The organism is Porphyromonas gulae DSM 15663, assembly GCF_000378065.1.
Classification (GTDB): Bacteria; Bacteroidota; Bacteroidia; order Bacteroidales; family Porphyromonadaceae; genus Porphyromonas; species Porphyromonas gulae.
In genome coordinates this window covers 52,629-66,368 of sequence record NZ_KB899147.1, presented here as the reverse complement: position 1 = coordinate 66,368, position 13,740 = coordinate 52,629, and the positions used below count along the sequence as shown (strand labels likewise).

Genomic DNA, 13,740 nt, shown 5'->3' with positions numbered 1-13,740 from the left:
TTAGACAACCTACCGATTCAATTATGGGATGAATCGCGTGTAAGCATGAATGCCCTTTGTATGTATTATAATGGAGACTGGGGCATGACATACTTCTTCGACGAACCTGATATGTGGAATACCAAACCTCCTCTCTTGGTATGGCTTCAGGTGGTTTTCATGAAACTGTTAGGCCCTTGTGAGCTGGCTGTGCGGCTGCCTTCCGCACTGGCAGCCGTTGGCACCGGCATCCTCTTGTTTTGGGCTGGGAGGAAAATCTATGGCAACAATTTGTCCGGAATGATCGTGGCTTTCGTTCTCTCGACCTCACCTCTGTTTGTGAACATACATGGGATGCGTACGGGTGATTATGAATCTCTACTGACATTCTTGCTTAGCAGCTTTATCATTTGCTCGTTCTTCTGCGGTCAAGCATACCGACAAGGACTCTTCAAGCAGGCTCATCGCTACCTCTATATTGCAAGTATGGTTCTCTCTTTAGCCGTTCTTACCAAGGGAGTACAGGCGTTGATCGTGGTGCCGGCGGTGTTCTCTTTTGTGATATTTTATGGAGGACCTCGGCGTATTCTGAAAGATAAGCATCTCTACTTTGCCTTTCTGCTTTTCATCCTGATTGTGGGTGCATGGTATGTGGGACGTGAAATAAAAAGTGCAGGCTATCTGCAAGCTGTATGGGAGAATGAATTGGGAGGACGATACTTTGATTCTGACTCTCCCGTAAATCACAGACCGGGACATTTCTATCTAACTTATCTTTGGGAAGCGTATCCTTGGGGTACAGCGGTTTTTGGCGGATGTTTGCTATACACCATTCTTGGCGAACGCAAAAAGAGTAGGGTCTTTGCCTTGTATTTGGCACTCTGCATCGCATTCTACCTGTCAATACTTTCTATGTCTTACACCAAGATCTGGTGGTATATGCTCCCTATCATTCCTCTTATGGCAGTGATAATTGGAGGAATAAGTGTACCGGTCATTCATCATCTGAACAAACTGTATCGGCCTGCCATTATAGCCCCGATCTCCTTGCTACTGGTTGTATTTTTCTTCGCTATTCCCTTTGCCGGTATTATGAAAAATATTCAGAAGAATGAGTTTGGGCTTTACTACGAACCACAAGAAGATTTCGGGAACTACCTCAGACGATTGACCAAGATAGAGGATGAAAAAGAGATTCGGACGAATCCTTTGATCCTTGTATACGGAGAAGGACATTATCAGCGTGCACACCTCAATTTCTACATACTCCAACTTCAGAAGAGAGGGATCGAGGTGGAATACAAACAAAGAGAAGAGTTAGAATCCGGCGATTTCGTTTGTGTAGCAGAGCAATGGGTACAAGATTATGTAGATGCGCGCTACCAATATGAAGAAGTCGGGAGGGAAGGGAAGAATATGAAGCTTCTGCGCATACTTGGACACCACGAATGAAATACAAACAACTTAATACTATACACAATTATGAGTATCAATACCTCTTATACGAAGGAGCTTTCCATCGTCGTACCGATCTATAATGAAGAGAAAGGCATCCCCGAGCTGGTGCGGCGGTTGAGTGCGGCGGCGGCTTCGATAACGGAGGACTACGAACTGATCTTTGTCAATGACGGCAGCCGCGATGGTTCGATGGAGCTATTGCGCAGCCTGTGCAAGGGTGATGACCGTTTCTTCTATATCAATCTGAGTCGCAACTTCGGCCACCAGATAGCCGTGTCGGCAGGATTAGACCATGTGAGGGGAAAGGCTACCGTGATCATCGACGGCGACTTGCAGGATCCGCCGGAATTGATACCGGAATTGTATGCGAAATACCGTGAGGGCTACGAAGTGGTCTATGCACAGCGGAAGCATCGCGAAGGCGAAACGTGGTTCAAGAAGGCGACGGCCAAGGGGTTCTACCGGACGATGCGCAAGATCACGTCTATCGATATGCCGCTGGATACGGGCGACTTCCGACTGATCGACCGGAAGATCGTGCAGTGCCTCAGAGAGATGCCCGAGCAGAACAAGTTCCTGAGGGGGCAAATCGCCTGGATGGGATTCCGCCAGACAGGGGTGCTCTTCGACAGAGACGAAAGAAAATACGGCCAAACGAACTATCCGCTCAGGAAGATGCTTGCCTTGGCCATCGACGGCATCACGGGATTTTCCAGCAGGCCGCTCGAATGGGTGGCCAAATTAGGTGCCTGGGTTTCCCTGCTCTCGTTATTCGTGATCGTCTATGCCCTCGTCTCGCACTTCCTGCTGGATAAGACGGTCAGCGGATGGACGTCCGTCATCGTAAGCTCCATGTTCTTGGGAGGAGTACAGCTGATATGCCTTGGGGTGATCGGCACCTATATATCCAAGATCAACAAAAATATAGTCGGAAGGCCCCTCTACTTGGTAGCCGAAAGCAATATAGCGGCAGACGAACGGTAGCGAACGGCCGCTATCGTCTCCTCCTCCGGAGCATCAGTTCGAGCGGTTCGGAGAAGACGATAAGCGCAACGGCTATAAGGATACAGCCCATACCGACTATAGCGGAGGCCCCCAACACCTCGTCGAAGACCCACACACCGACCAATACGGACGTAAGCGGCTCCATAGCTCCCAGTGCAGAGGTGAGCGTGGAGCCGATGTTGCGTACGGCCACTACCAAAGCCAGATTGGACACTACGGTCGGCACCAAAGCCAAGAGCAGGATATGGCCCCATGAAGCCACATCGGGAAGAGGAGCCACTTCGCCCTGTCTGACGAGGACGTTGATGAGACAAAAACCTGCCGCAGCCACGAAGACGTAAAACGTCAGCCGCCGCCCCGGCATGGTTCGGATCCGGCTCCGATTGACAAAGACGATATAGAGGGCATAGCAAAGTGCCGAGATGGCGACTATCACAAAGCCGGTAAGCCCTACCCGATCGCCCCCTCCCGTGAGGCCCATCAGCAAGCCCACGCCTATCAGGGCGATGAGAATGGCCGTCAATGGCACGGGCGAAAGTCTCTCCCGAAAGAATAGAAGCATCAGTGCCGAGACGAACAGCGGATAGAGGAAGTGGATGGTGGTGGCTACTCCGCTGGCCATATAGCTGTAGCCGTGGAAGAGGAAAAGTGCCGAGCCGGTGTAGAGCAAGCCCAGCAATACCAGCGGACCTATATCTGCGCGGCCGACTCTGAAGCTGCCGCCCGATAGGCGATGCAGCAGACCGATGGCGATGGCTGCGAAGAAGAAGCGATAGAAAAGAATAAGCTCGAACGAAGCCCCCTTAGCCGAAATCGGCAGCGTGAACAGGGGGATGAGTCCGAACGTGGCGGACGACAGTACACCGACCGCAAGACCGTAGAGGCGTGAAGATGTCATGAATGCTGCCGTAACGAATGGAGGATTGATACTTATAATAATAAGGTATAGCAGAGCGAAGTGCTCAGCCAAGTACGGAGAGAGATCGAAGGACGATGCGCTCGGCTCTTCGACCTCTCTCCCTCCTGTCTGCCGGTCTGCTACCGGATAGAGGGCGGCTTGTCTCTCACAAGCCTGTCTGCCGCCCGCTCTCCTCTTGTGGAGGGAGGGAGCGAGGCAGCGCGGTTATCAGTTGCTCATCGAGGCGAGGAACTCCATATTGGTATGCGTATTCTCCAGCTGCTTGCGGACGAACTCCATGGCCTCGACAGGATTCATGTCGGAGAGATACTTGCGCAGGATCCACATACGGTTCAGCGTGGTCTCGTCCTGTAGCAGGTCGTCGCGACGCGTACTGCTGGACATGATGTCCACCGCCGGGAATATCCGCTTGTTGGACAGGCGGCGATCGAGCTGCAGCTCCATATTGCCCGTACCCTTGAACTCTTCGAATATCACCTCGTCCATCTTAGAACCCGTGTCGGTCAGTGCCGTGGCCAGAATGGTCAGACTACCGCCGTTTTCGATGTTACGAGCGGCACCGAAGAAGCGCTTGGGCTTCTGCAGGGCATTGGCATCGACACCACCTGAGAGCACCTTGCCCGATGCCGGCTGTACGGTATTGTATGCACGTGCCAGACGGGTGATGGAGTCGAGCAGGATGACCACGTCATGACCGCACTCGACCATTCTTTTGGCTTTGTTCAGGACGATCTCGGCGATCTTCACGTGACGCTCTGCCGGCTCGTCGAAGGTGGAGGCGATGACCTCGGCGTTCACACTTCGCGCCATGTCGGTGACCTCTTCGGGACGCTCGTCGATGAGCAGGACGATCATGTACACTTCGGGATGATTGGCCGCGATGGCATTGGCAATATCCTTGAGGAGCATCGTCTTACCCGTCTTGGGCTGCGATACGATGAGGCCGCGCTGGCCTTTGCCTATGGGGGCGAAGAGGTCTACGACGCGGACGGATATTTTGTCGTTTACGGCACGCACGCCCGGAGCTTCGAGGGTAAACTTCTCTTCGGGGAAGAGGGGTGTGAGGTGATCGAAGGGCACGCGGTCGCGGATCTCTTCGGGGCTACGTCCGTTCACACTCTTGAGCTGAACGAAGGGGAAGTACTTCTCGCCCTCCCGGGGCGGACGGATATGTCCTGCCACGACGTCGCCCGTCTTCAGTCCGTTCTGCTTGATCTGCTGCTGGGACATGTACACATCGTCCGGAGAGGACAGGTAGTTATAGTCCGAGGAGCGGAGGAATCCGTAGCCGTCGGGCATGATCTCCAGTACTCCCATGCACTCAAGGATACCGTCGAAGTTGTAGAGAGATTGCTGAGGTTCGCGGCGGAGAGTCGGCACGTTGGCCGGCTGTCGCTGCCTGATGGGGCTGCTGCCGACCGGAGCTGTGGCAGGCCTCGGCCTCTGCTGGGGCTGGGGAGAGCTGTACGGCAGCACCTGATCCAGCACCGAAGAGCTGTTCTTGTGCCTGAATACGAGGCGGCGAGCACCGCCCTCATCGACGGCTCCCGTAGTCGATGCCGTGGTGATGGACTCGATGGCAGGGGGAGGAGCAGGCGTCTCCGCTCTGGTCTCCTCTTCTACGGGCTTGACGGCAGGCAATACGGCAGCGGCGGCAGGCTTAGTCGCAGCCGGCTGCTTCTCCTGTGAGAGGTCGCTCTCGGCCGGGACATCGACGGATGCCGGCGCAGCCGGTTTCGGAGCCGGCTTCCTGTCCGTCCTCTTCTTCTCCGTGGCGTTTATCTCTTCGGCAGCGGCCAGAGCCACTAATTGCTGGGCGTCCTCCTGAGTCTCGATCGCAGTCTCTTCCGACTTGCGAGGACGTCCGCGCCTGCGCTTGGTCTGAGCGTCTTCCGCTGCCGGCTCGGCAGGAGCCGTCTCGGCGTCTTTGCTTTCGGGAGCTTCCTCCCCGGCGTCCTTGCGAGGACGACCCGGCTTGCGCCTTTCGGTGCGTTGTCCTTCTTTCGCTTTTTGTTTTTCCTTCTGAACGCCGGCTACACTGATAGCCTGTTCATCGAGTATCTTGTAAATAAGTTCTTGTTTGGGCATTGAGCCGGCATTGGCAATACCCAACTCACCGGCGATAGCGGCGAGTTCAGCTTCAGCCTTTTCGTTCAGATCGACGATCGTGTACTTCTGCATAAAAAATGATGATGAGTTTTAGGAAATAAGATGATGAGTTGAATCGGGAAACGGTATCAGGGATGAGGCTTTTCAGAGTACTCGATACCGTCGGGACGAAAGGATAGAGAATAGGTGTCTATCTCATTTTCCGTCGTGCAAATGTAAGAAATAAATCGAAAAACGGTCTCCACCCCCCCCTCACATTCATCACGAGAATCTCCCCCACCGCATGCCGCCGGCCTGAGAGCCCGTGAAGAGAGGCCGCCGCAGACGACAGCAGAGCGGCTCGCTCCGGTACCCTGAGGGGTGGGACAAGTATTTGGTTTTCGCTATCGGCCGAATCGAACTATTTGGGTACCTTTGTCGGCAGTTTGCAGACCGCACCGACAAGTCGTGGCCGCCCCCTCGGTCAGCCGCATGCGGGAGGAGCCGCAGCACTCCGCCGGAGGAAGGCCGAGAGCCACTGACCCGAACGTCAGGACGAGGCCGTGGCCGTCTGCAATACCCCCTCGAAAAAACGTCTAGACGTTTTGCCCGAAACGTCTAGACCTTTTGCTCGAAACGTCTAGACGTTTTATTCGGAACGTCTAGACGTTTTCCTCCGAACGTCTAGACGTTTTTTTTCGGAGCACTTGAGGGATGTATCGGGCATGAGTAGTCATCGAAGAGTAAGAAACTAATAATAAGTAAGTTATGTCCCTAAAGTATGTAATCAAAAAGTCTGTCGCCAAGATCGGCCCCAAAGCCGGACAGACCATCTATTATGCCCAGCCGGCGGCACAAGACTCGGTAACCTTCCACAGCCTCTGCAAGCGAATAGCCGAGGAGTCGTCTCTGACCTCTGCCGACGTGAAAGGCATCCTCGACCGCCTGGTCAATATCCTCACCGAGGAGCTGCCCAACGGCAAGACGGTTCGCATAGGCGAGCTGGGCAGCTTCCGCCTCTCGTTCGGCTCCAAACAGCTGGACGATCCCAAGAGTTTCTCCGTGGATCAGATCCAGAAGCACAGGCTCGTCTTCATCCCCTCGGCAGAGCTCAAGAGCATACCGGCACGCGGCAAGCTCCGCCCCGGCTCCTCGGCACTGGCCTTCGACTATGAGCGTGTGGAGCCTCAGCCCAAGAAGAAACCCGGCGCAGGCGACAATCAGACACCCTCTCCCTCCGGACCCGATGGTGGCGGCGAACAGGGCAGCACCGGCGGCGGACTCTGATCCCGTCCGATCATTACTATAATCAACCCAAGCAAAATACAGACATGGCATTATCAAGAATCATGGAGTGCGTGCCCAACTTCTCGGAGGGACGCGACAAAGAGAAAATCGAGAAGATAGTAAACCCCTTCCGCACGCGCGAAGGCGTCAAGCTATTGAACTATAGCAACGATGAGGATCACAACCGTCTCGTCGTGACCGTAGTGGGCGAACCTGAGCCCCTGCGCGATGCAGTGATCGAAGCCGTAGGCATCGCCGTAGAGCTGATCGACCTGACCAAGCATTCGGGTCAGCATCCCCGTATGGGCGCAGTGGACGTGATCCCCTTCATTCCCATCAAGAATGTGACTGCCGAAGATGCCGATGCCCTCGCCAAGGAAGTAGGCCGTACGATAGGTGAGAAGTACGGCATACCCGTATTCCTCTATGAGAAATCGGCTACCGCTCCCCACCGTGAGAACCTGGCCAAGATCCGCAAAGGCGAATTCGAAGGCATGGCAGAGAAGATACACGAAGCCGACTGGCATCCTGACTTCGGCCCGGCCGATCGTCACCCGACAGCCGGTACCGTAGCAGTCGGTGCCCGTATGCCGCTCGTCGCTTACAACGTGAACCTCAATACGAACGACCTCTCCATCGCGGACGCCATCGCCAAGAAGGTACGCTTCCTCGGCGGCGGTCTGCGCTTCTGCAAAGCCATGGGCGTAGAGCTTACCGACCGCGGCATCGTACAGGTGTCCATGAACCTGACGGACTTCACCAAGACGGCCGTCTATCGTGCTCACGAGATGGTACGTATGGAAGCCGCACGCTACGGCGTATCGGTAGTGGGCAGCGAAGTGATCGGACTCGTGCCCATGCAGGCACTGATCGACTGCGCCGAATACTACCTCGGCATCGAAAACTTCTCCATGAGTCAGGTCCTCGAATCTCAGATCATGGAGTAAACGTCATCATGTTTGTTGTTTGAAGGATAGAGATACCACCCGCCTCCCTCTATCGGGTGGCGTGGTGGTGCTCTATTTGCAAGCTTCTTTCCGACAATACATGCCTAACACCCCCGACACAATGAATCTCTACATCAAGAATATCGCCCAGCTCGTCACCTGTCAAGGCACCGAAGCCAAACACGGCCGCGAAGCCATGCGGCAGATACACACCATCGAAGGCCCTGCCGCAGTGGTCGTCCGCGATGGCATCATCACCTTTGCCGGCCGCATGGCGGACGTAGCCCCCTCCATGACCCAAGGCTGCCAAGAGCTCGACGCCACGGGACGCTGCGTACTGCCGGGCTTTGTCGACAGCCACACGCACGTAGTCTTCGGCGGCTACAGGGAAGATGAGTTCCAATGGCGGCTCGCCGGCGACAGCTACATGAGTATCATGGAGCGCGGCGGAGGGATCGCCAGCACCATGCGCGCTACACGTGCCGAATCGGAAGACGAGCTGAAAGCCTCCGCCCTCCGGCACCTCTCCAATATGATGAAGATGGGCGTCACCACCGTAGAAGCCAAGAGCGGCTACGGGATGGACCTCGAGACCGAGCTGAAGCAGCTGCGCGTAGTGCGCGACCTTCAGGACGAACAGCCCCTCGACCTCTACTCCACCTTCATGGGAGCGCATGACACCGCCCCCGAATACAAAGGACGTCCCACCGAATTCATCGAGTACCTCTGCCGCGAAGTGCTGCCCGAAGTCGTGCGGCAGGACTTGGCCGAGTGCTGCGACATCTTCACCGAGAAGGGCGTATTCGATCACGAACAGACCCGACGCATGCTCACGGCCGCCAAGGAAGCAGGGCTCTCCGTCAAGATGCATGCAGACGAGATCGTGCCATTCGGCGGAGCTGAGCTGGCTGCCGAACTGGGATGCCTCTCGGCAGATCATCTGCTTCAAATATCCGACGCGGGAATTAAGGCCTTGGCCGAAAGCAACACCGTGGCCACTCTGCTACCGTGTACCGCCTTCAGCCTCCGTGCCGACTACGCTCCCGCCCGTAAGATGATCGACTCCGGCTGTGCCGTAGCTATCGCCAGCGACCTCAATCCGGGCAGTTGCTTCTCGGCTTCCGTCCCCCTGATGTTTGCCCTTGCCACCCTCTACATGGGCATGACCGTCGAAGAAGCCATCACGGCCCTCACCATCAACGGGGCTGCTGCCATAGGAAGAGCCGATACGATCGGCAGCATCGAGCCGGGCAAGAAGGGCGACCTCGTCGTGCTCCAATACCCATCGTACAAATTCCTCTCCTACCACTTCGGCATGAACCTCGTGGAGCATACCGTCAAAGGTGGCAGGGTCATATACACCAACGCATAAACCACAAGGCAAAGACCGGAGCGAAGGCACTAAACGAAGTCCCGCTCCGGCCTTGTCTTTTCCCACCCAAAAACCACCGCATACATTATTATAAATGGAGACAAGATCTCAGCACAAGCAGCGGACGTTCAGGCGTCATCTCTTCGAAGCCCTCGGCTTCGTCATTCTCTTCTTCGCCATATTCGGCTACGTAGGGCATGTCATGGGTCTGCCCAATATGCTCAATACGATCATGCAGACCTCCTACCACCTCCTGCTCGAGACCGTATTCTACATCATGGGTATCACGGTACTGAGTGGTGCCTTGGGCAGTCTGCTCGTGGAGTTCCATGTCGTGGATATGCTCGAGCGCATCCTACGGCCCCTGATGAAGCCCCTCTACAACCTGCCGGGCGTGTCGGCACTCGGAGGCATCCTCACCTTCCTTAGTGACAATCCGGCCATCATCTCTCTGGCACAGGATCGCAAGTTCTGCTCCTACTTCAAGAAATACCAGCTCGTCAGCCTCACCAATTTCGGTACGGCCTTCGGCATGGGTATGGTCGTTATCATCTTCATGGCAGGACAGGGCTATGGCGGCGGCGCCGTGGTAGGCCTCTTCGGAGCCATCGTCGGCAGCGTAGTCAGCACTCGTCTGATGCAGCGCAGCACACTCCGCCGCTATCCGGAGATGGACAGTCCCGTCAATGTAGAGGAGATGGAGCACGAGGAAACGAAAGAGCATAAGGAGAACCTCTTCCTGCGTATGCTCAATGCCGTATTGGACGGCGGCAAGACGGGTGTAGACCTCGGTATAGCCATCATCCCTGGCGTACTCATCATCAGTACGGCCGTTATGATGCTCACCAATGGACCTGCCGGACCCGATGGCACCTTCGCCGGCAAGGCATACGAAGGCGTCGGCCTGCTGCCGGCCCTTGCCGACAAGGTGGACTTCCTCTTCCACTGGCTCTTCGGCTTCACCGATTCCCGCCTCATCGCCTTCCCGATCACCGCGCTCGGAGCAGTCGGTGCAGCCCTCGGACTGGTACCCAACTTCTCGGCCCAAGGTATTCTGGACGGCAATGCAGTAGCCGTCTTCACTGCCATGGGTATGTGCTGGAGCGGCTTCCTCAGTACGCACACGGCCATGCTCGATAGTCTCAAGTACCGCCGCCTCATCACACAGGCGATCGGAGCACACGCGATCGGCGGACTCGTCGCCGGCGTATTCGCCCACTGGCTCTTCGTCCTCGTCTCACTCATTTGATCCCATCCACGACCAACGTATGAACAAATCGCTATTATCATTGGCATGCCTCATCCTGTTCGGTATGCCGGCCATCGCCCAACAGACAGGACCGGCCGAACGCAACGGCGAGCCTTCTCTGGCCGAACGTGTATTCGGTCTGGAGCAGAAGCAGAAAAAGCTGAAGGTGTACTTAGGCATACAGTCGTTCTACGACCAGCCGCTCGTCGATGACGAATCCCACATCGGACGCTTCAAGGTACACGAGCTGCGGATGTCTGCTCATGGCGAACTGAACCGCTATCTCAGCTTCGACTGGCGACAACGTCTCAACCGTGCGGCCGACGGCTCTTCATTTGCCGACAATCTCTCCGATGCCATCGACATCGCAGGTGTGGACTGGCACCCAAGCGACAAGGTGTCCTTCTTCTTCGGACGTCAGTACGCACGTTTCGGAGGGATAGAATACGACATGAACCCCGTAGAGATCTACCAGTACAGCGACCTGGTGAATTACATGACATGCTATACTTCGGGCGTGAACTTCGCATGGAACTTCCACCCCGAACAGCAGCTGCAGCTACAGGTACTCAATGCTTACAACAATCGCTTCGCCGACCGCTACCACGTGACACCCGATGTCGCTACCGCCACGAGCTACCCGCTCCTCTACTCGGCACAGTGGAACGGTACCCTCCTCGGAGGAGCACTGCACATGCGTTACGCCGTATCGATGGCTCACCAAGCCAAAGAGCGTAATATGTGGTACTTCACGGCGGGCAATCAGTTCAATCCGGGCAGACGGATCAACGGATACCTCGACCTCACCTACTCGATCGAGGGATTGGACGACAAAGGCATTATGACTGCTCGCTACGGCAAGGGCAAGACCCTCACGGACGTCAAGTACTATGCTCTGGTATCGAAGTGGAACTTCCGCCTCCTCGATCAGGTCAATCTCTTCGTCAAAGGCATGTACGAGAACGGCTACGCGCCTGCCCAATACGGCGAAAGCAGCCACACGCGCCACTCCTACGGCTATATGGGAGGGGTGGAATATTACCCCACGGAGACCAACTTCCGTCTGTTCGTCACCTACATAGGACGGCATTACCGGTACAGTGCGACCGAGACGGAAAGCACCAATGCTCTTCGCGCCGGACTGATCTATCAGATACCTTTCTTATAATAATCACCAAACATTCACGTAATAATGATTCTAACAGATCTTACAGTAAAAGGCTTCCTCGCCGAGACAGCAGGCCAGGAACCCGTACCCGGAGGAGGCAGTATCTCCGCTCTGAACGGCTCTATTGCAGCAGCATTGGCCGAAATGGTGGCTAACCTGACTATCGGTAAGAAGAAGTACGCCGAGGTGGAAGCCGAGATGCAGACTATCGCTACCGAAGCAGCCGCTATTCAGAAAGAACTGGTACTGGATATAGACCGCGACAGCGATGCTTATAATAAGGTATTCGCCGCCTTCAAGCTCCCCAAGGAAACGGAGGAAGAGAAGGCCGTTCGCTCGGCTCAGATTCAGGAGATGACCAAATATGCAGCATCCGTACCTATGGAGGTGGCTCGCCGTGTACACAGTCTGTTGCCGCTGATCGAAGCAGTCGTAGCCAAAGGCAATCAGAATGCCATTACGGACGGATGTGTAGCCATGATGTGCGCTCGCACGGCTATCATCGGTGCCCTGCTGAACGTTCGTATCAACCTGACGTCTATCAAGGACGAGGGTTTCGTCAAGACGCATACGGAAGAAGCCAATGCGATCGAAGCCGATGCCGTACGTCGCGAGGCCGAGGTATTGGCTATCACCAAAAAAGCATGCGAATAACGATGGCACGTACTTCTTTTCAGGTCGGTTCCGAACCGCTCTCTCTGGATCTGCTTCGCGAATATCTGGATAGTCGCTTCAAGCTGGAGCTATCGGCCGATGCCGTAAGACGTATCGAGCACTGCCGCCACTATCTGGACGAGAAAGTGAAGCAGTCGGACAAACCCATATACGGCGTGACCACCGGCTTCGGCTCTCTCTGCAACAGGACAATTACACCGGATCAGCTCACCGCCCTACAGGAGAACCTCGTCAAGAGTCATGCCTGTAGCTGCGGTACGCCCGTTCATGAGGACATCGTGCGCCTGATGCTTCTGCTCAAAGCTCATGCCCTCCAGTTGGGACACAGCGGCGTACAGCTATGCACCGTGCAGCGTATTCTGGACATGCTCAATAACGATGTGCTCCCCATCGTTTACGATCGCGGTTCGCTCGGCGCATCGGGCGACCTCGCCCCTCTGGCCAATCTCTTCCTGCCGCTTATAGGTGAGGGAGAAGTCATGTACAAGGGAGAGAAGCGCAATGCCTGCGATGTGATGCAGGAGTTCGGCTGGGAGAAGATCATCCTCAAGAGCAAAGAAGGCTTGGCTCTACTCAATGGCACACAGTTCATGAGCAGTCATGGCGTCTACGCCCTCCTCAAGGCGCACCGTCTCGTAGAGGTAGCAGACTGTATCGGTGCACTCTCGCTCGAAGCTTTCGATGGCTTGGATGCCCCCTTTACCGACAACCTCCACATCATACGTCCTCACCCCGGACAGTTGGCCGTAGCTCGTCACCTGAAGGAAGTTCTGAAAGGCAGCGAGCAGATAGCCCACCCGAAGAAGCAGGTACAGGATCCGTACAGCTTCCGCTGTATGCCGCAGGTTCACGGAGCCAGCCGTGATGCCATCGCCTACGTTACAGAGGTAGTCATTCGTGAGATCAACTCCGTGACCGACAATCCCACGGTCTTCCCCGATGAAGATCTTGTCGTATCGGGTGGTAACTTCCACGGCCAACCTCTTGCCATCGTATACGATTTCCTGGCTATAGCCTTGGCAGAACTGGGCAATATCAGCGAACGTCGCACGGCTCAGCTCATACTCGGTCTGCGCAATCTGCCTGAGTTCCTCGTAGCCAATCCCGGTCTGAACAGCGGATTCATGATACCGCAGTATGCAGCCGCAGCTATGGTGAGCAAGAACAAGATGTACTGTTTCTCCGCAGCCAGCGATAGTATCGTCAGCAGCAACGGGCAGGAAGACCACGTTTCTATGGGAGCCAACGCAGCAACGAAGCTGCTTCCGATCATAGAAAACCTGGAGATGATCTTCGCCATCGAACTCCTCGATGCGGCCCAAGCCTTCGAATTCCGCCGTCCGACCAAGACGTCTCCGTTCTTGGAGAAGATGCTCGGCGAGCTGCGCAAGGTAGCTCCCAAGGTGGAGGACGATGTAGTCATGTACAAACAGATACAGGCAGCCACGGAGTTCGTTCGCGAATATGCTTTCTAACGAACCACGTTTCTCCAGCTGATTCCTTACGCTGAGGGAGAGGGAGATACAGGCTTTCCGAATGCAAGAAAGAGAGGGTATGCCACGAAGTATTTTCGTTTGGCACACCCTCTCTCAT

The 13,740-nt window shown here is 55.5% G+C and carries 11 protein-coding genes; 9 read left to right on the top strand and 2 right to left on the bottom strand.

From position 1 onward, the window contains the following. Nucleotides 1–84: 84 nt before the first annotated feature. Nucleotides 85–1,431, top strand: coding sequence for an ArnT family glycosyltransferase (locus tag F452_RS0100305; protein ID WP_235317508.1), 1,347 nt, complete (start codon nt 85–87; stop codon nt 1,429–1,431). A gap of 30 nt (nt 1,432–1,461) precedes the next feature. Then, nucleotides 1,462–2,421: a glycosyltransferase family 2 protein gene (locus tag F452_RS0100300; protein WP_018964277.1), complete on the top strand. Its 960-nt coding sequence runs from the start codon at nt 1,462–1,464 to the stop codon at nt 2,419–2,421. A 10-nt stretch (nt 2,422–2,431) separates the two neighbouring features. Here F452_RS0100300 and F452_RS0100295 read toward each other — a convergent pair whose 3' ends face one another. Both F452_RS0100295 and rho read right to left on the bottom strand, forming a co-directional pair. Beyond that, on the bottom strand, nt 2,432–3,340 hold the full coding sequence (locus F452_RS0100295; protein WP_026292056.1) for a DMT family transporter: 909 nt from the start codon (nt 3,338–3,340) through the stop codon (nt 2,432–2,434). Nucleotides 3,341–3,568: 228 nt separating this feature from the next. Further along, on the bottom strand, nt 3,569–5,542 hold the full coding sequence (gene rho, locus F452_RS0100290; protein WP_018964275.1) for a transcription termination factor Rho: 1,974 nt from the start codon (nt 5,540–5,542) through the stop codon (nt 3,569–3,571). A 675-nt stretch (nt 5,543–6,217) separates the two neighbouring features. On the opposite strand from rho, the gene F452_RS0100285 reads away from it, so the two are divergent. The 7 genes from F452_RS0100285 to hutH all read left to right on the top strand — a co-directional run bounded on the left by F452_RS0100285 (nt 6,218) and on the right by hutH (nt 13,622). Further along, nucleotides 6,218–6,736 (top strand): HU family DNA-binding protein, encoded by a 519-nt coding sequence (locus tag F452_RS0100285; RefSeq protein WP_018964274.1) that lies wholly within the window; start codon nt 6,218–6,220, stop codon nt 6,734–6,736. A gap of 44 nt (nt 6,737–6,780) precedes the next feature. Further along, nucleotides 6,781–7,683, top strand: a complete 903-nt coding sequence (gene ftcD, locus F452_RS0100280; protein WP_026292055.1) for a glutamate formimidoyltransferase — start codon at nt 6,781–6,783, stop codon at nt 7,681–7,683. A gap of 100 nt (nt 7,684–7,783) precedes the next feature. Continuing rightward, on the top strand, nt 7,784–9,055 hold the full coding sequence (hutI, locus tag F452_RS0100275) for an imidazolonepropionase (protein ID WP_026292054.1): 1,272 nt from the start codon (nt 7,784–7,786) through the stop codon (nt 9,053–9,055). Between the two features lie 94 nt (nt 9,056–9,149). Beyond that, nucleotides 9,150–10,304 (top strand): nucleoside recognition domain-containing protein, encoded by a 1,155-nt coding sequence (locus F452_RS0100270; RefSeq protein ID WP_018964271.1) that lies wholly within the window; start codon nt 9,150–9,152, stop codon nt 10,302–10,304. A 19-nt stretch (nt 10,305–10,323) separates the two neighbouring features. Next, entirely contained in the window at nt 10,324–11,472 is a 1,149-nt protein-coding gene (locus F452_RS0100265; RefSeq protein ID WP_018964270.1) for an OprO/OprP family phosphate-selective porin, read from the top strand. 24 nt (nt 11,473–11,496) lie between these two features. Beyond that, nucleotides 11,497–12,126 (top strand): cyclodeaminase/cyclohydrolase family protein, encoded by a 630-nt coding sequence (locus tag F452_RS0100260; RefSeq protein WP_018964269.1) that lies wholly within the window; start codon nt 11,497–11,499, stop codon nt 12,124–12,126. A 2-nt stretch (nt 12,127–12,128) separates the two neighbouring features. Then, nucleotides 12,129–13,622 (top strand): histidine ammonia-lyase, encoded by a 1,494-nt coding sequence (gene hutH / locus F452_RS0100255; RefSeq protein WP_018964268.1) that lies wholly within the window; start codon nt 12,129–12,131, stop codon nt 13,620–13,622. Nucleotides 13,623–13,740 lie beyond the last annotated feature (118 nt).

What these genes read in the sequence shown, in the direction of transcription:
- F452_RS0100270 (WP_018964271.1), top strand. Translation starts at nt 9,150, where the DNA reads ATGGAGACAAGATCTCAGCACAAGCAGCGGACGTTCAGGCGTCATCTC.
- hutI (WP_026292054.1), top strand. Translation starts at nt 7,784, where the DNA reads ATGCCTAACACCCCCGACACAATGAATCTCTACATCAAGAATATCGCC.
- F452_RS0100265 (WP_018964270.1), top strand. Translation starts at nt 10,324, where the DNA reads ATGAACAAATCGCTATTATCATTGGCATGCCTCATCCTGTTCGGTATG.
- F452_RS0100285 (WP_018964274.1), top strand. Translation starts at nt 6,218, where the DNA reads ATGTCCCTAAAGTATGTAATCAAAAAGTCTGTCGCCAAGATCGGCCCC.
- F452_RS0100295 (WP_026292056.1), bottom strand. Translation starts at nt 3,340, where the DNA reads ATGACATCTTCACGCCTCTACGGTCTTGCGGTCGGTGTACTGTCGTCC.
- hutH (WP_018964268.1), top strand. Translation starts at nt 12,129, where the DNA reads ATGGCACGTACTTCTTTTCAGGTCGGTTCCGAACCGCTCTCTCTGGAT.
- rho (WP_018964275.1), bottom strand. Translation starts at nt 5,542, where the DNA reads ATGCAGAAGTACACGATCGTCGATCTGAACGAAAAGGCTGAAGCTGAA.
- F452_RS0100300 (WP_018964277.1), top strand. Translation starts at nt 1,462, where the DNA reads ATGAGTATCAATACCTCTTATACGAAGGAGCTTTCCATCGTCGTACCG.
- F452_RS0100260 (WP_018964269.1), top strand. Translation starts at nt 11,497, where the DNA reads ATGATTCTAACAGATCTTACAGTAAAAGGCTTCCTCGCCGAGACAGCA.
- ftcD (WP_026292055.1), top strand. Translation starts at nt 6,781, where the DNA reads ATGGCATTATCAAGAATCATGGAGTGCGTGCCCAACTTCTCGGAGGGA.
- F452_RS0100305 (WP_235317508.1), top strand. Translation starts at nt 85, where the DNA reads ATGACATACTTCTTCGACGAACCTGATATGTGGAATACCAAACCTCCT.